We start from the raw sequence: 17,616 nt of genomic DNA, 5'->3' as shown, positions 1-17,616 counted from the left end.
TTGCCGCTGCCGGCGTGTGGGCTGATTCGGCGCAGATTGCCGAAGTGTCGAAATTAGTAAAGAATTTTACTTTTTCTAGGTAACGTCATATACTTTTGGCTGCGGTGGCCGTGGATGGTCCCGTGAGGATTCTGGTAAGGAGCGGTGACGCATGAGCGAATCGAAACAAGGAGAATCGGGCCGCTGCGGCGATCGGGACGAGGCCGTTGCCGAACCGGCGCTTCGGCCGGCGGAACGGATCGCCGTACAACCCGATGGGCGGCGGCCCGACCGGGGCGATGGCCATCGCCTGCGCCAGCGCGTCGCCTATGCGTTCGGCAATCTGGGCCAATCCGCGTTCTACAATGCGCTGAGCACATACTTTGTGGTGTACGTGACCAGCACGCTGTTCGCCGGCGTCGACCGGAAGGTCGCAACCGGGCTCATCGGCCTGATCACCGGGCTGATCGTGGTGATCCGCATCGCCGAGATCTTCCTCGACCCGTTGCTGGGCAACCTGGTGGATAACACGAATACGCGGTTCGGGCGGTTCCGTCCGTGGCAGTTCATGGGCGGCTTGGTGAGCGCGGTGCTGATCGTCATGGTCTACACCGGACTGTTTGGACTTGTCAACGTGAACCAGACGTGGTTCATCGTGCTGTTCGTCATCGTGTTCGTCCTGCTCGACGTGTTCTACTCGATGCGCGACATCTCATACTGGGGCATGATCCCGGCCCTCTCCTCCGATTCGCACGAGCGCAGCGTATACACGGCTCTCGGCACCTTCACCGGTTCGATCGGATACAACGGCATCACCATCGCCGTGGTGCCGATCGTTACGACGTTCAGTTATCTGTTCACCGGTTCGCGCGCCGAGAGCCAGCCGGGATGGACCGCCTTCGCCGTCATCGTGGCATTGCTCGGCCTGGTCACCGCGTGTTCGGTGGCGTTCGGCACCAAGGAGAACGAGAGCGCGCTGCGGTCCAGGGAGGCCGGCAGCGGCAACCCGCTGCAGGCGTTCGCCGCGATCTCGCGCAATGACCAGCTGCTGTGGGTGGCGCTGGCATACCTGCTGTACGCGATCGCCAACGTGGCGACCAACGGTGTGATGTATTACCTGTTCACCTTCGTGCTCGACCGGTCCGGCGCATTCGCGATCACCGGCGTCATTCCGGTGATCGCCGGTCTGGTCATGACGCCGCTGTTCCCGGCGGTCAACCGGCGCGTGCCCCGGCGATGGCTGTTCATCGGCGGCATGCTGCTCATGGTGGCGGGCTACGTGCTGTTCATCGTCGGGTCGGGCAGCCTGCCCGTGGTGATCGCCGCGCTGGTCCTGTTCTATCTGCCGGCGACGTTCATCCAGATGACCGCGATCCTGTCGCTGACCGATTCGATCGAGTACGGCCAGCTGAAGACCGGCAAACGCAACGAGGCGGTGACCCTGTCGGTGCGTCCGATGCTCGACAAGATCGCCGGCGCGATGTCCAACGGGCTCGTCGGCTTCATCGCTGTGGCCGCCGGCATGGTCGGCGCCGCCACCGCCGCCGATATGACCGCCGAGAACATCCAGACCTTCAAGACCTTCGCGTTCTACGTGCCGCTGGCGCTCATCGTGCTCAGCCTGCTGGTGTTCGCGTTCACCGTGAAGATCGACGAGAAAATGCACGCGCGTATCGTCGACGAGCTGGAGGAACGGCTGGGTTCGGAAGGGGCGTGACGGGCCGCCTGCGGAGGAGCGGGCCGGCCGTGCGGTTCGATGCGACCGTGCGGGCCGTTCCCCAAAAGAAGACCGGCTCGCACGGGTCGGCGCATCGTTTTCTCCCGACGATGCGCCGTGTCATGGTGGGCCCGGCGAGCCGCCGCCGGGAACGCATGGCCCTGCCGGACGGCCGATTGCGCGTGTGGACGTTAGAATGAAGGAGCATAAGCGTTCGGCGGCGGGAGAATGACATGGCATATGTGACGATACGGGATGTTGCTCGTGAGGCCGGTGTCTCCGTGGCGGCCGTATCGCAGATCCTGCATGATAAGGGACGGTTCTCCGACGAGACGCGCAAACTGGTGCGCGATACCGTGGAGAGCATGGGCTACGTGCCCGATCAGCGCGCGCGTTCCATGCGTTCCTCCGAAACCAAGACCGTGGGGTTGCTCGTGCCCGACCTGCGCAACCCGTATTTCGCCGACCTGGTCTCCTCGATGGAGGACGAGCTGTACCGCCGCGGATTCACCACGCTGATCGGGTCGTCGGGCGAGAGCGTGGAGCGTCAGGATTCCTTTATCGAGAATCTTCTGGGGCAGCGGATCGACGGCGCGATCGTCGTGCCGCAGGGCGTGGATTCGCCGGGCGTCGAATCGCTGGTCCGCCGTGGCCTGCCGCTGGTGTTCGTCGACCGCCGCGTCCCCAGCGTCGACTCGGTCCCGTTCGTGGTGTCCGATCCGTACCCGGGGATACGCAGCGCCGTGGCGGAGCTGATGCGGTTGGGGCATCGCCGGATCGGCTATGTCTCGCATCCGGCGCTTGGGTCGTTCAGCGTCAACGAGCGTGAAGTGGCGTTTCGCGCCATAACGGGCGAGCTGCTCGCCGATGGCGAAACGATCGTGGTGAATTGCGACGCGACATACGAGTCCCGGCAGCGGGCGCTCGATGAACTGGCGGAATCCGGGATGAGCGCCGTCGTGTTTGCCTATTCGCCGGACGCCATTACCATGCTTGGCCTGATGACCGACCGTGGCCTGGAGGTCGGGGCGGATATGTCGGTGGTGTCGTTCGACGACATCGCGGCGTTCACGATGATGACGCCCTCGGTATCGGTGATCTCGCAGCAGGCCGAGACGATGGGGCGGCAGGGCGTGGAACTGCTGATGCGCCAGCTCGCCGGCGACGGCGAGGCGGTGGCTGGCACGCAGTATGTGCCGACCGTGTTCATCGCGCGGAAATCGTCAAGTGCGTTATGCCGATAAAACAGCATGACGCGTTTGTGTTGCAGTTTGCATATGTGATGACTTCTACCGGACAGACATGTATGGAATAGTCGCATTTGACAAATGAGCTAAAACCTTATATCATCATTTTATTGCTGCTAAAACGTTGTATCATCGATTGATGGTTAAAGATGATGCAATGTGCATGAAGACGTAGATCATGAATGCATGCAGCGATGCGGTAATGAGGAGTCACGAAGGAGTGATGCATGGATTCAACCCCTATTATCATTGATTGCGATCCAGGCAGCGATGATGCCTTGGCTATCATCTTGGCGATCAAAGCCGGCATGGACGTCAAAGCGATATGCTCGGTGACTGGCAATGGCAGAATCGATACGACTACTCGGAACGCGTGCAATATCCTGTCGTTATGTGACCGGAGCGACATCCCGGTGTACCGTGGCTCGGTGGCCGCGCTCAACCAGGAAGTGCCTGAAACGGTGGATGCCTTTGGTGATGACGGCTTGGGTGGATACGCGGATTCCATCGCTTCCGACAAGACCGAGGAGAGTGTTCCGGCCGTTGATTTCCTCGTCGACTATGTGATCGCGCATCCGGGCGAGGTGACATTGTTCGCCATTGGCCCGTGCACCAATGTCGCTTTGGCCATCAGGCGGTCCGAACGGTTCGCTCCGAGCCTCAAGCGACTCATCATCATGGGAGGCGCGAAAAGCACCGGCAATATGAGCCCGGTGGCGGAATACAATTTCTGGGCGGATCCGCTTGCCGCGCATGAGGTGCTGCAGGCCGGTATCCGTGACGTCACGATGGTTGGTCTGGATGTGACGAACCGTATTGCGCTGGATTGCGAGCATCGTGAGATCATCCGCATGACGGGCACGCCCATCTCTCGCTTCGTCTACGACATCACGCGGGAGGGACTTGAAGACAACTGGAGGACCCGACGCAAGGCGGTGTCGCCGTTGCATGATGTGCTCACTGTTGCCTATTACCTCAATCCGTGCATTCTCGATGTGCGTCCGGCGTATATCGACGTGGTGACGGAAGGCATTGCTAGAGGTCAGTCAATAGTGGATCTCGACGGACATTGGAATGAGGGGCGGTGCAACGCAAAGTACGCGGCTGCTGTGAACGTACAAGACTTCTTTGATCTTTTCCTTTCCACTGTATTCGGTGTATAGATTCCGCTCTATGCAGAGTGCGTGTCTGAGAATACTGTCCAATGGGGCGCATGCCACCAGCACACACAACATCACACATATATAGAAATAGAAAGAACTTCCGAACATGATGAAGAATAAAATGTCCAAGGATAATTTCTCTCTTATGGTCATTCTGCTGATCCCCGTGGCTATTGCCATCAATATCGTCGGTGGACAGTTGACTTCCGTGTTGAAGATTCCCGTTGATCTTGACACCATCGGTGTCATTCTGGTGGGTCTGCTTGCCGGTCCGATTCCTGCCGCAGTCACCGGCGTGCTGACGAATCTGATCAATGGTATCTTTGATCCGACGCTTATTCCATATGCGATCTGTGCCTTCTTCATCGGCATTGCCGCCGGACTGCTGGCCAAGTACAACATGACCAATAAGGTGTGGAAACTGGTCATTTCCGGTATCGTCATCGCCATTGTGGCCACGCTGACCGCAACGCCTGTGACGGTGTTCTTCTTTGGCGGATCCACCGGTGGTGGCGCGTCGATGCTTGCGGCCGGTCTGATGGCGACGGGGCAGAAGATTCTGCAATCGGTGCTTTCCGTGTACATCGTTACCGAATCCATCGGCAAGATGCTGTCCATCTTTGTCGCATATCTCATCATCCGTGCAATTCCCGCTCGTTCTTTGGTGAAATATCGCTTTGGCGACAAGTACATCACGAAGACCGCGTCCTCCGGCAAGTGACTGTAATGCCAAATGACTGTAATACGATGAATTCAATCTCGCGCAAAGGTCATTCCACATGAGTAATTCGAGTCAGTCAAACCGGATAGTCTCTCTTTATCCGCTGACCAAGTTCTACATATCGGTGGCTTTCGTCGTCATTGGCATGGTGATGCCAAGCCTCGTCAGCAAGTTGGTGTGCTTCGTGCTCGTCAATGTGCTGGCGGTGGCCAGCGGCGTCTGGCCGGTATTCATCCGTCGTGTTCGTAATTCCGTTGGAGCGTTGTTCGCACTGCTCGTTCTGATCCAGATGTTCTTCGGTACTGGCGAACATATTATCTTTTCTTTTTGGATATTCAATGCCAAATGGGAAGGGTTGATGTTTGCCCTGAACCTCGGTCTGATTCTAATGTGCGTCGGCGGCAGTCTGATCTGGTTCTTCGCCGTTACCAAAGAGAAGGATTTTGTACTGTCTCTTGAGAAGGCCGGTATGAGCCCAAAAGCCACATACGTGATCCTCTCGACTTTGCAGATGGTGCCGGTGCTCAAGAAAAAATCAGATACCATCATGAACGCGCAACGTGCCCGCGGTGTCGAGACCGAAGGCAGCCTCATGGTGCGTGCGAAGGTCTTTGTGCCGACTCTGGTGCCGCTGGTGCTCAGTTCGATATCTGGTACCGAGGAGCGCGCTCTCACACTGGAGGCTCGAGGGTTCTCTTCGGAGAGTCAGCGCACGCATTTGGAGGATATTGAACGCACTTCGGCCGATCGCACGGTCATGATACTCACCACGATACTGTTCGTCGCCGCAATCGCCGGAGGAATTGCGCTATGGGTTATATAGAGCTTAGGCACGTCACATATTCGTATCCTCTAACGGACTCGCCGTCCATCGTCGATGTCGATGTCACCCTTGAACAAGGACGTTTTTACACCATAATCGGTGCCAATGGCAGCGGCAAGACCACGTTGTGCAATATCATCCGCGGGTTCGTGCCGAACTTTTTCCAAGGTGGCATGCAGGGGAACGTCATATTCGACGGCAAGGATCTGTCCGAATACACCATGGGAGAACTTTCGGAACGCATCGGATATGTGTTCCAGAATCCGTTCAACCAGATTACCGGAGCGCGCGATACCGTATACGGCGAAATCGCTTTCGGCCTGGAGAATTTCGGTGTTCCGGTACCGCAGATGCGCGAGCGCGTCGACCGTATGATGGAGCTCACCAACATCGCGTTTTTGAAGGACAAGAACCCCTTCGAACTGTCCGGGGGACAGCAGCAACGTGTGGCATTGGCCTCGGTGCTGGTACTGGAGCCGGACGTGCTGGTCATCGACGAGCCGACCTCGCAGCTCGATCCGAAGGAGACCGAGCGTGTGTTCGACATCATCAGCAAACTCAAGGATATGGGCAAGACCATCATTCTGGTGGAACACAAGATGGAACTGGTCGCGCAATACAGCGATGAGGTGCTGGTGCTGGACCATGGCCGTCTGATCCGCGCCGGGGACAAGCATGAGGTGCTGTCGGATCTCGCGCTGCTGCATGATCATGATGTGATGCTGCCCCAGACGGTGATGCTTGCCGATGAGCTGAGAAAACGTGGCTTTGACATCGCTCCCGGCATCGTCACGGTGGATGAGATGGCCGAGCAGCTGAAGCCGTATGCGGGCAAGGCCTCGGCATCGGATGCGACTGGAGCGGACGGCGCCGAAAAGGGAGGACGCGAGTAATGGGCATCATACATTTCGAAGATGTGAGTTTCTCCTATCCCAACGGATTCTCCGCGGTCGAGCACGTCAGTTTTGATATTCCACAGGGTTCCCGTGTGGCCATCGTCGGACAGAATGGAGCCGGCAAGACCACCACGGTGAAGATGATGAACGGATTGCTCAAGCCGACTGACGGCACCGTAACGGTTGATGGCAAAGACACGAAGGAGTACACGGCCGCCCAATTGTCCCGCACGACCGGATACGTGTTCCAGAACCCGGATGACCAGATTTTCCACAATACGGTCCGTGAAGAGATCGAATATGGTCCGAAGGTGCTCAAGCAGAGCGACGAACAGATCAGGGAGCATGTGGATTGGGCGGCGGATCTGTGCGATCTGACCGGGGCCATGGATGAGAACCCCTATAATCTGCCGCTGTCGATCCGCAAATTCGTCACCATCGCCTCTGTGCTGGCCATGGATGGTTCGATTCTGGTGTTCGACGAGCCGACAGCGGGACAGGACCTGCATGGCATCCGCTGTCTGGAGGGCATTTTCCGGGAGCTTGAACGCAAAGGCAAGACCGTGGTCACGATCACCCATGACATGGAGTTCGTGGTCAATAATTTTGACATGATCTACGTCATGGCTCACAAGAATCTGCTGATGACAGGCGATGCGAGTAGTATTTTTGGCGACCAAAACCTGCTGGACGAGAGCATGCTCAAGGAACCGTACGTCGGTACGCTCGCCAGATTGCTGGGCCTGCCCGCCAACACGGTAGATACGCAAACCTTGATCGATAGGTTGCAACGTTGAGCGTCGCTCGTGCTTGCACGGGTTGTACTCGAGATGGTGCGACCGGGGTGCAAGCGTTTTCAGGAAAAGGATAATGATGACCGACTTCGCGACTCTTGCGGCGCTGAGCCGCATCCATGGCACGGTGTCGGTGGTCGGCTCGATGAACGCCGACTACACGGTGACCACCGAGCGGCTTCCCGGGCCGGGCGAGACCGTCACCGGTGGTCCGCTGCAGGTGCTGCCTGGCGGTAAATCCGGCAATCAGGCCGCCGCCGCGGCGCGCATCGGCGCCACGGTGCGGATGTTCGGAGCGGTCGGTTCGGACACCAACGCCGATTTCCTTCTCGGGCAGCTCGGCGAAGCCGGCGTGGACACGTCGAATGTGCGGCGTGTGCTCGGGGCCAGCGGCACCACGGTGATCACCGTGGATGCCGCCGGTGAGAACACGATCGTGTATTCGCCCGGTTCGAATGCGCAGGTGAGCGTCGACTACATCGAATCGATGCGCGGATCGCTGACATCGTCGAGTGTGCTTGGCCTGTGCCTGGAAAGCCCGATCGAAACGGTGACCGCCGCCGCGCGGATGTGCCACGATGCCGGGGTGAGGGTGCTGCTCAACAACTCGCCGTTCACGCCGACCCTGCCGGATTCGCTGGTGGAGTCGTCCGATGTTCTGCTCGTCAACGAGCATGAGATGGCGCAGATGCTGGGCATCGACGAGCCGGCTGATGATGACTGGTCCGGATTCGATTGGAACGCCGCGCTGGAGCGCATGCGCGAGTTCGGCTTCGAGCAGTCGATCGTCACGCTTGGCGGAGATGGTTCGATGGTGCTTGACGCGACCTGCAGCGAGTCCCCGGCGACGCGCATCGATCCGGTCCGGGTCAATGCCGTCGACACCACGGGGTGCGGGGATTCGTTCATGGGCACGGTGCTGGCCGGCCTTGCATCCGGTTTCCCGCTGCGCGACGCCGCGCGACTCGCCTCTTTCGTTTCCGCGTACGCGGCAACCGGATATGGCGCGCAGGCGTCATACGGTACGGCGGCGCAGATACGGGAACGGTTCTCGTGATGCGCATCGCCGTGTAACCGTGTGATGTGTACGGTTTGGGGCCGCAGTTCCTATCGGGCTGCGGCCCCAAACCATATCGGGACGATGCCGGATGCCGTGCCCCGTCAGGCCGCCGTGCGGGGAAGCGTGCCCCTGACCAGCGCGCCGCGGCTGACCACGGCGACGATGTTGTCGAGCCGGAGGTCCTCGATACGTTCCCATGGACGTCCGCGCATGACCAGCAGATCGGCGCCGTAGCCGGCCCGCAGCCGGCCGACGGTGTCACCGATTCGCATCGCATCGGCGGCGTCGGCGGTGGCCGCGTGCAACGCGCGCTCGGCGTCCCAACCGAAAACCCGGACCATGTCGCGTACCTCCTCCATCTGATCGCCGTAGGCGACCAGCGAGCTGCACGCGTCGGTACCCAGTACGAAGCGCACGCCCCTGTCCGCCGCTTTGCGGAACATGTCGTCACGATGCTCGACGATACGGCGTGCCTTATCACGGGCCTCAGGCGAGACCGGTACGTCGCCATGGGCGATGCGGTCGTTGATCAGCAAGGTCGGCGCGATGGGGATACGCCGTTCGGCGATGGCGTCCATCTGCTCGTCGGTCATGGCGGTGGCGTGTTCGATGGAATCGACATGTTCGTCCAGCGCGATCTGGATGCCTTCGATGGTGTGCGTGTGCGCCGCCACTTGGAATCCCAGTGCATGCGCTTCGTCGATGGTGGCGCGGATCTCGGCGATGGTCTGGTTGCGCCAGCCCACCTTGTCTCCCATGGAAAGCACGCCGCCGCTGAGATACAGTTTGATGCCGGTCGTGCCCTCACGGGCCCACGAGCGCACAAGTTTGCGGCATTCGTCGGGCGAATCGGCTACGGGGTTGCGCTGACGTGCCCGAGGCGGCGTGAACAGGTCGCCGTGGCCTGCGCTCATGCCGACCTCGCCGTTGACCAGCAGTCGGGGACCGGGAACCACCTGTTCGTCCAAGGCGCGGGCCACGGCCATTTCCGTGCTATGGGACGACATGTCGCGCATCGTCGTCACGCCGTTGCGCATGCATGCCAGCGCATTGCCCAGCACATGCAGCGAGCGTTCCTCCGGAGGCGTGTACAGGGGCCATGCCGAGGTGTCCGCGATCCTGCGGTTGCCTGTCGGATACCACAGGTGCAGATGGGTGTCGACTAGGCCGGGGATCACGCACAGTCCGTTCATGCCCGGGGCGTCTGCTCTGACCGTTCGATCGGTGTCGGAACCGGCGGATGAGAGGCCATCGGCATGCGAGCGGATCTTACGAATGATTCCGCCGTCCCAAGTCACGTCGCAGTCGCCTTGGTAGCGTTGCCCATCCCAAAGCGGTATGTTCACTAAGGTGCCGTTATCGGCCATTGCATCCTCCATCGATGTGGCGCTCGGGGGAGCGCATGACGTCGCCGGTCCCATATGGCGGCGATCATTCGGATTGGTTGATTATAAGCGAGGTGACGGTCCGATCCTTGGACCGCCACCTCGCTGCATCGTTATGGGCCGGCGACTGTGGTGCTGACTTGAGTCCGCCGGACCGGGAGCGTGCTCAGTCCTGTGCGTAGAGGCGTGCGACCAGATCGTCGATGATGCTCATGACCGAATACGCGACCATGGTCACCAGTGCGATCGTGACCGCGGATGCCCACATGCGGCTGTAGGAGAATGCGGCCACTGCTTTGGAGATCGAGCCGCCCAAGCCTTCGCCGGTCGAGAGCCATTCGGCTATCATGGCGCCGACCACCGCTGAAGGGATCGAGACCCGAGCCGATGCGAACAGCGAGGGGATCGATCCCGGCAGCGACACCTTGAGCAGGAGGGTCAGCGCATTGCCTCCGAACGCGCGGATCACGTCACGATGCTCGCCCGACACGTTGCGCAGACCATATAGGATGTTGGCCAGCGCAGGCAGGAACACGACGATGATAACCAGCGTCGTCACGCTTTTCTGCCCGATGCCCAGGATCAGCGTGATCAGCGGGGTCATCACGACCAGCGGGATCGAGCGCAAGACCATGGCGGTCGGCATGATGATGTTCTCCAGAATCGGGGAGAAGCAGAACAGCAGCGCAAGGATGAATGCGGTCAGCAATCCGGCTACGTATCCGATGCCGGCGTCGCGCACGGCGACCAGCAGGTCGGCGCCGAGGGTCTGCCGATTCTGTGCGGCCCCGTCCCCGACGAACAGGAACCGATACACATCCCACGGCCGCTTGCCGATCATGGTGTTCACCTTGAAGATTTCAAGAATGAGCGTCCAGAGTACGCAAGTTACGATGATGGCCAGCACGGTCATCACCGTGCGGCGCAAAATGAAGCGGGGAATGCTGGTGCTCATCGATGACCGTCCTTCGCCCAAGGCGTCAGGCAGCGGCCTATCAGACCGACCAGACCGTAGCCGAACAACGAGATCAGTCCGGTGATGATGCTCAGCGCCCATACGCGCTCCGGCTGGACCTGGCGTTGCGCGGCGTTGAGCGCCACGCCGATGCCCGTGTCGATGCCGCCGAGATACTCGCCGACGATGGCGCCGAGCACGGCGCCGGGGATGGCCACCTGCAGCGCGGAGAACACCGACGGCAGCGCGGCGATCAGCCGTACTTTCCAGACCTGGGTCCATGAGCTGCCGCCGTAGGCGGATATGACGTCAAGCATGGTGCGCGACGCGGATTTCAGGCCGACCAGAGACCCGACCAGCGTGGTAAAGAACACCAGCATCGCCGACAGCACAATGGCCGAGACACGACTGCCGAAGATGATCATGACCAACGGGCCGACCGCGGTGATCGGCAGGCAGTTCGTGATCACGCCCATCTGCGAGACCATTTCCTCCAAGCGGGGGAGCACCAGCACGATGGCGGCCAGGGCCAAGGCCACCAGGTTGCCGATCAGGTATCCCCATCCGGCACGGCCAATCGTGCTGCCGATGTTCGCGCTGTAGAAACCCCAGCCGTCGTCGACTACGGAACGCGCGACCTTGACGGGATTGGGGAAAGCGGAATTCTCGTGGCTCGTGGTGAAGATCCACCATACGGCCAGCAGAAGGACGATGCCCACGGTGCCGCCGACCCACGGTTTGCGCAGCGTCATGCGAATCGAGGAAAGCATGCGTGATCAGCGCTCCCCGTCGTCGGCGCGACCGTCCGCCGTCTGCTGCTGATCGAACAGCAACGAGCTCAGGTAGTCCACCGCTTCATGGAATTCCGCGGAGCGCATCGTCTCCGCCGTGCGAGGGCGTTCGAGCCCGATGCGCACCAGTTTGACGATACGGCCCGGATGCGTTGACATGACCGCCACGTAATCCGACAGCAGCACCGCCTCCGAAATGCCGTGCGTCACCATCAGCGTGGTGGCCGAACGCTGCATCCAGATGCGCTGCAGTTCGAAGTTCAGACGCTGGCGTGTCATATCGTCCAAGGCGCCGAACGGTTCGTCCAGCAACAGGAACTTCGGCTTGACCGTCAGCGCGCGGGCTATGGAAGCGCGCTGCTTCATGCCTCCCGACAACTGGCCGGGGCGGGCCTTTTCGAATCCCTTGAGCCCGACGAGTTCGATGAGATCGTCGACCACCTTATCGTCCTTGCGCTTCTGGATTTCCAGCGGCAGCTCGATGTTGCGACGCACGGAACGCCATGGCAGCAACGCCGAATCCTGGAATGCGATGCCCAGACCGGCCGCGGGGGAACCGGGCGTGACGGTGGCGCCGTTGACTGAGACCGTTCCGGAGGTGGGCGTCTCAAGTCCGGCGAGAATACGCAGCACGGTCGACTTGCCGCAGCCCGAGGGGCCGATCAGCGAAACAAAGGCGCCGGCGGGAATCTTCAGATTGATATCCGAGATCGCCTGGAAGGTCTTGCCGGCTCCGACGCGGAATTCCTTGTTCAGATGCTCGATGGCGATGCCGGAGCCATCGAGCTCGTTCACATCTTCAACGCTCATTTGAGATCCGCGTTTTCCTTATAGACTTCGTTGATCAGCGACGTGTCGAACAGTGCGCCCTTGTCGATCTTGATGTCCGCGTAGGCGAGCGTCTTGACGGTGCCTTCCTGCAGGTCGTCGCTGATGGTCATCAGGCCGTTGGCCTTGGTCTCGTCCGTTTCGATGATTGCCTGCTCGCGCTTGAGCGTCAGCGCCATCTGGTCCGGATCGTATTCCTGGCTCTTGCCGTAGTCGTTCACCGTCAGGTCGACGGCCTTGCTCTGGTCGGACAATGCGTCCTTCCAGCCCTTGATGGTGGCCTTGAGGAACGCCTTGAGCGCATCTCGACGATTGTCGATGTTGTCCTGCGTGGTGATGAGCGTTTCACCGACCATGGGCAGACCGGCATCGGCCATCAGCAGTTCGGTCGCCTTGAATCCGGATGCATTGAGCGCGGCCGCACCGGTGGTCGTGTAACCGATGTACCCGTCCACCTGACCGGTGGTCAGCATGCTCGTATCGGAGAACGGCACGGTTTCGACCTTGCTGGAATCGATGTTGTTGGCCTTGAGGAATGCGTTCCAAACCAGTGTGTTCGAGTCGCTCACGCCGATCTTCTTTCCGATGAGATCGTCGACCGACTTGATCGGCTTGGATTCGGCCGACACGATGGCGAACGGGTTGACCTGATAGAGCGCGGCGATGACCTTCAGCGCGGCGCCCTCGTTGTTGATGGCCGGAGCGGTGATCAGCGGAGAGCTGACGCCGACCAGGGCCTTGCCGCTGACGACGGCCGCTTCGGCGCTGGTCGCGGAGGAACCGCCTGAAATCAGATCGACCTTGTCGAAACCGGCATCCTTGTAATAGCCGTTTGAATCGGCCATGTACATGCCTGCGAACTGCATGTTCTTGAGCCAGGAAAGCTGTACGCTCGCGGTGCCATACCCATTTTGGTCATCCGTTGAGGCATTGTTGGAACCTGAGGAGCAGCCGGCAAGGCTCAGTGCCAGCGCAGCGGTAACGGCGACGGCTTTCACCAATCGGCCGAGACGGGAACGGGAATCGGAACGCAACTGCACGATGAACCTCTGTCTTTCTCTTGAATGGCCGTGACCAGCTATGTGGTGTATGTGGCCTGTAGCGCATATGGTGGGCGGGCTCTCCTGAGGGCCTTTGAGCGTTGTGAGTGCTTTGGGACTTTTGTTGAGAGCGGTGCCTTGTGCCTATTAAAGCATCGGCACGTTACCGGCGAAATTCGGCTGGGGGAATGGGATGGGGATAGGGGTTTTACGGTTTCGGACGGGGTGGTGCGCTATGCAAAGCGGTAACGTGTCCGGCTGCATATCGGATACAGCCGGATGCTCACGTAGGTAGAAGCCAAACGATTTCGATCCACGCCCTCACGAAGAAGGCGACTGTATGGAGCCCTAGAGTATTAGTGGTCTGTCTAATACTCTGAAAGCGATGAACCACACTAACTATCATCTCACGGGACGTCGTGGTGATGAGCATATTCGAGAATATCTACTTTTATTTGCTGAAATCGTGTGCGACTGTCTGCGTCGTTCATGCGTGTTACGCGCCGCGTTTGACAAATATGATTTAACGTTTTATTGTTGCGTATGCCGATGATAAAACGTTAAAGCATGTGACATTGCGTGGCTGCAGTATCATGCGCTTTCGCGTCGTCGGCGGTAACGATGACAGGCAACGCCATCAATGAAGAAAACAGGCGTTTGCCGGAAAGGGTGTACATCATGAACAAGCTTATTCTCGATCTCGATACCGGTGTGGATGACGCGCTTGCCATTGCCTATGCGCTGGGCAGTCCGGAAGTCGAGCTCATCGGCATCGCCGGCACCTACGGCAACGTGTTGCTCGACCAAGGCGTGCGTAACGCGCTCGCCGTCACCGATCTGCTTGGGCATCCGGAAGTCAGGGTATACAAGGGCCTTCCGCATTCCAGCACCACTGATTCCTTCGTCGTGAGCGAGATCTCTGCTTTCATTCACGGAGCCAACGGTATTGGCGATGTCGAAATCCCGGATTCCAGCCGCGCGCCGGAGACCGAGTCCGCGGTCGACTTCATCATCGATGCGGTCAAGACCTACGGCAAGGAGCTGACATACGTGCCGACCGGCCCGATGACGAACATCGCCGCAGCCCTGAGGAAAGCCCCCGAAATCAAGGATGAGATCGGCCGCATCGTGCTGATGGGCGGCGCCCTGACCGTGCCGGGCAACGTGAACGCATGGACAGAAGCCAATATCTCGCAGGATCCCGAGGCGGCTGACTACCTGTTCCGTTCCGGCGCTCCGGCCACGATGATCGGCCTTGACGTGACGTTGCGCACGTTGCTCACCTACCGGGAAACCAAGCGTTGGCGCGACCTAGGCACCAAGGCCGGCGCGTTCCTCGCCGATATGACCGACTTCTATATCAGGGCGTACGAGACGACGGCTCCACACCTCGGCGGATGCGGTCTGCATGATCCGCTCGCGGTCGGCGTCGCCGTGGACCCCACGCTGGTGCACGTGCTGGACCTCAATATGAAGGTCGATGTCGAAGGGCCAACCCGCGGCCGCACCATCGGCAACGAGACCAGACTCAACGATCCCGTCACCACCATGAAGGCCGCGGTCGGCGTGGACGTGCCGCGCTTCCTCAACGAGTTCATGACCCGCATCACCGCGCTCGCCGAGCGCGCCGAGTAACGCGCCGAACAATCATATGGCGTGGTCATGCAGCCGCGCCCATCCAGAACCTCTCCTGATGCGCCCGTAAACCATAAGAATCGTAGGCATCGAAGTTCCTGTCTTTTTTTAACTATACAACGACATCGCATGCAGTCAGCAAGGGACTTATCATGTCAAACACCACCGCAACCGTGATCGCCGACCCCTGGGCGGATCCGAAAACCAGCAACTCGATGGCCATCAAGGCCCTGATCCCGCTGCTCATCACCTTTATCCTCGGTACGCTGTGCCTGCAGGGTTTCAATCTTGTCTTCACGCAGGTCGGCGAGGATGTGGGCGCCGCAGCCCAGGCCTCGCTGATCACCGCCATCCCGAGCATCGTGCTCGGCATCGTCTGCTTTATCTACGGCTCGCTCGGCGACTTCGTCTCCCTGAAGAAACTCGTCGTGGTCGGCCTCATCACTCTGTTCGTCGGCTCGGTCTTCGGCTTTGTGGCAAACTTCTTCTTCGCCGCGAACCTCTGGACCGTCATCATCGCCCGCGTGCTGCAGACCGCAGGTGAGCAGGTCGCCGGCTCGGCGTTCCTGGTCGTGGCCAGCAAATACCTGAAGCCCTCGCTCAAGGTTGTGTTCTTCGGTCTGTTCACCGCCGGCTACCAGATCTCCGCTTCCATCGGCGTGTTCGCGGCCGGTATGCTGAGCGCCATCGCCTGGCAGTACCTGTTCCTCATTCCGTCCGTCGCCATCCTTTTCCTGCCGCTGCTGCTCAAGAACCTGCCGGACAGACAGGGCAACGGTGAGAAGGTCGATTGGCTGGGCTTCACCATCATCGGCTTCGCCGTCGCCTTCCTCACGCTGTTCTTCTCCTACAACGCCATGTGGATGCTCGCGCTCGCCGTCGTGCTGTTCGTGGCTTTCGCCGTGTACATCAACAAGGCGTCCCACCCGTTCGTCACCCCCGAGTTCTTCCGCAACACCCGCTGGGTTGCCGCGATCATGCTCATTCTGGTGTTCTACTTCACCAACTACTGCGTCTCGCCGATGTTCAACGCCATCGGCGCGAACGTGTACGGCATGACTACCTCGCAGGTCTCCATGCATATCGTGTTCGCCTTCCTGGTGGCCGCCGCGTTCGGCATCTGCTCGGGGGCGATCGTCGGCAGGATCGGCGTACGGCCCTCGCTGGCCCTCGCCGGCGTATTGATGGCCGTTGGTTTTATCGGCGCAGGCTTCGCCGTGAACGCGGGATTCGTGGTGCTGACGCTGTTCGCTTGCGTGTTCTATGCGGGGTGCGGCCTCATGTATTCGCCGGTCGTCTCCGCCGTGCTCGGTACCTTGTCTCAGGACGAGTCCGGCCGTGGAGTGGGTATGAACGACCTGGTCATGAACGTTACCGGATCCATCGGCATCGCTATCTTTGGCGGCCTGATGAGTTCGCAGGCGTTCTCCGGATCGAGCATCATCGGTGCCACCGGAGCCGCGGCGAGCTACTCCAACCTGCTGCTTATCGCCGGTTGCGTGCCGCTTGTCGGTGTGATCTACTACCTGGTCGTTCGCAGGAAGATCAGCGAGTGACTATTGCCCTGTCCGTCGACGAAAACGAAAGGAATCACCATGACGGCATCTGACATCCTTGCGTCGCTTGACCGACTCCGAGGCACGGTTTGCGTGGTCGGTTCGATGAATGCCGATTACACCGTAGTCACCGAGCGTCTGCCCGGGCCGGGGGAGACCGTCACCGGTGGCCCATTGCAGATGCTGCCCGGCGGTAAATCCGGCAATCAGGCCGCTGCGGCCGCGCGCATCGGCGCTGCCGTCCGTATGTTCGGTGTGGTCGGATCCGACGCCAACGCCGAATTTCTGCTTGGCGCGTTGCGCGAGGCCGGTGTAGATACCCAGCATGTGCGTCACATGCCTGGAACCAGCGGCACCACGGTTATCACCGTGGACGCGTCCGGCGAGAATACGATCGTCTATTCGCCCGGTTCCAATGCGCAGGTCAGCGTCGATTACATCGAAGCGATGAGGGATGAGCTGGGCTCGGCGAACGTGCTCGGATTATGCCTGGAAAGTCCGATCGATGCCGTTACCGCGGCTGCGCGCGTCGGGCACGAGGCCGGTGTGCCGGTGTTGCTCAATAACTCGCCGTTTACGACTGCGCTGCCGGATGAACTGGTGGAATTCGCCGATATCCTGCTCGTCAACGAGCATGAGATGGCGCAGATGTTCGGCATCGCCGAGCCGCAGAATGGCGACTGGTCCGGTTTTGACTGGCTGGCTGCGGCTGATCGTATGCGGGAGTTCGGATTCGATCGGGCCATCGTCACGCTCGGGGGTGATGGGTCCATGGTGCTGGATGCGTCATGCGCCGTTTCGTCCGCGACGCGTGTGGCGCCGGTTCGCGTCGAAGCCGTGGACACCACCGGGTGCGGTGACTCATTCATGGGCGCCGTGCTGGCGGGACTGGCTTCAGGCTTTGAATTGCGTGAAGCGGCTCAGCTTGCCTCGTTTGTCTCCGCGTATGCGGCCACCAGTCTGGGCGCTCAGACATCGTATGGTTCCGCCGCCCAGATCCGCGAGCTTTTCGTCTCCTGACTGACC

Annotated in this window: 16 protein-coding genes; 11 read left to right on the top strand and 5 right to left on the bottom strand. The window is 60.2% G+C overall.

Features of this window, described 5'->3' with window-relative positions; all coding sequences use genetic code 11:
- Positions 1–151: 151 nt before the first annotated feature.
- From BBSC_RS09620 to BBSC_RS09580, 8 genes are all read left to right on the top strand, one after another.
- Positions 152–1,696 (top strand): glycoside-pentoside-hexuronide (GPH):cation symporter, encoded by a 1,545-nt coding sequence (locus tag BBSC_RS09620; protein WP_081892912.1) that lies wholly within the window; start codon positions 152–154, stop codon positions 1,694–1,696.
- A 233-nt stretch (positions 1,697–1,929) separates the two neighbouring features.
- Positions 1,930–2,940, top strand: a complete 1,011-nt coding sequence (locus tag BBSC_RS09610; RefSeq protein WP_033517867.1) for a LacI family DNA-binding transcriptional regulator — start codon at positions 1,930–1,932, stop codon at positions 2,938–2,940.
- A gap of 230 nt (positions 2,941–3,170) precedes the next feature.
- Positions 3,171–4,106 (top strand): nucleoside hydrolase, encoded by a 936-nt coding sequence (locus BBSC_RS09605; protein WP_033517864.1) that lies wholly within the window; start codon positions 3,171–3,173, stop codon positions 4,104–4,106.
- A gap of 106 nt (positions 4,107–4,212) precedes the next feature.
- Positions 4,213–4,827 carry an ECF transporter S component gene (locus BBSC_RS09600; RefSeq protein ID WP_033517862.1) on the top strand — a complete coding sequence of 205 codons (615 nt, stop codon included), beginning with the start codon at positions 4,213–4,215 and terminating at the stop codon, positions 4,825–4,827.
- Between the two features lie 58 nt (positions 4,828–4,885).
- The gene (locus BBSC_RS09595; protein WP_033517859.1) at positions 4,886–5,650 is read left to right on the top strand and encodes an energy-coupling factor transporter transmembrane component T; all 765 of its coding nucleotides are present in this window, start codon (positions 4,886–4,888) and stop codon (positions 5,648–5,650) included.
- Complete coding sequence (locus BBSC_RS09590) at positions 5,638–6,543, top strand: energy-coupling factor ABC transporter ATP-binding protein (RefSeq protein WP_046726007.1); 906 nt, start codon at positions 5,638–5,640, stop codon at positions 6,541–6,543. Before BBSC_RS09595 ends, BBSC_RS09590 begins: the two co-directional genes overlap by 13 nt.
- Complete coding sequence (locus BBSC_RS09585) at positions 6,543–7,343, top strand: energy-coupling factor ABC transporter ATP-binding protein (protein WP_033517857.1); 801 nt, start codon at positions 6,543–6,545, stop codon at positions 7,341–7,343. Before BBSC_RS09590 ends, BBSC_RS09585 begins: the two co-directional genes overlap by 1 nt.
- A gap of 76 nt (positions 7,344–7,419) precedes the next feature.
- Entirely contained in the window at positions 7,420–8,397 is a 978-nt protein-coding gene (locus BBSC_RS09580) for a ribokinase (RefSeq protein WP_033517855.1), read from the top strand.
- A gap of 104 nt (positions 8,398–8,501) precedes the next feature.
- Here the strand turns inward: BBSC_RS09580 and BBSC_RS09575 are convergent, their stop codons facing one another.
- The 5 genes from BBSC_RS09575 to BBSC_RS09555 form a co-directional block, all read right to left on the bottom strand.
- Positions 8,502–9,593 (bottom strand): amidohydrolase family protein, encoded by a 1,092-nt coding sequence (locus BBSC_RS09575; RefSeq protein ID WP_033517853.1) that lies wholly within the window; start codon positions 9,591–9,593, stop codon positions 8,502–8,504.
- Positions 9,594–9,951: 358 nt separating this feature from the next.
- The gene (locus BBSC_RS09570) at positions 9,952–10,740 is read right to left on the bottom strand and encodes an ABC transporter permease (protein WP_046726006.1); all 789 of its coding nucleotides are present in this window, start codon (positions 10,738–10,740) and stop codon (positions 9,952–9,954) included.
- Complete coding sequence (locus BBSC_RS09565) at positions 10,737–11,510, bottom strand: ABC transporter permease (protein WP_046726005.1); 774 nt, start codon at positions 11,508–11,510, stop codon at positions 10,737–10,739. Before BBSC_RS09565 ends, BBSC_RS09570 begins: the two co-directional genes overlap by 4 nt.
- 6 nt (positions 11,511–11,516) lie before the next feature.
- Complete coding sequence (locus BBSC_RS09560) at positions 11,517–12,341, bottom strand: ABC transporter ATP-binding protein (protein ID WP_033517848.1); 825 nt, start codon at positions 12,339–12,341, stop codon at positions 11,517–11,519.
- Entirely contained in the window at positions 12,338–13,225 is an 888-nt protein-coding gene (locus BBSC_RS09555; RefSeq protein WP_049185147.1) for an ABC transporter substrate-binding protein, read from the bottom strand. The genes BBSC_RS09560 and BBSC_RS09555 overlap by 4 nt, the downstream gene beginning before the upstream one ends.
- An 852-nt stretch (positions 13,226–14,077) precedes the next feature.
- On the opposite strand from BBSC_RS09555, the gene BBSC_RS09550 reads away from it, so the two are divergent.
- From BBSC_RS09550 to BBSC_RS09540, 3 genes are all read left to right on the top strand, one after another.
- Positions 14,078–15,034, top strand: coding sequence for a nucleoside hydrolase (locus tag BBSC_RS09550; RefSeq protein ID WP_033517910.1), 957 nt, complete (start codon positions 14,078–14,080; stop codon positions 15,032–15,034).
- A 152-nt stretch (positions 15,035–15,186) separates the two neighbouring features.
- Positions 15,187–16,590: an MFS transporter gene (locus BBSC_RS09545; RefSeq protein ID WP_033517846.1), complete on the top strand. Its 1,404-nt coding sequence runs from the start codon at positions 15,187–15,189 to the stop codon at positions 16,588–16,590.
- Positions 16,591–16,629: 39 nt separating this feature from the next.
- Positions 16,630–17,610, top strand: a complete 981-nt coding sequence (locus BBSC_RS09540; protein ID WP_033517844.1) for a ribokinase — start codon at positions 16,630–16,632, stop codon at positions 17,608–17,610.
- Positions 17,611–17,616 lie beyond the last annotated feature (6 nt).

This window comes from Bifidobacterium scardovii JCM 12489 = DSM 13734 (assembly GCF_001042635.1).
In the GTDB taxonomy this organism is placed as follows: domain Bacteria; phylum Actinomycetota; class Actinomycetes; order Actinomycetales; family Bifidobacteriaceae; genus Bifidobacterium; species Bifidobacterium scardovii.
The sequence above is the reverse complement of the archived record's forward strand: the minus strand, read 5'-3'. Positions and strand labels throughout refer to the sequence as shown.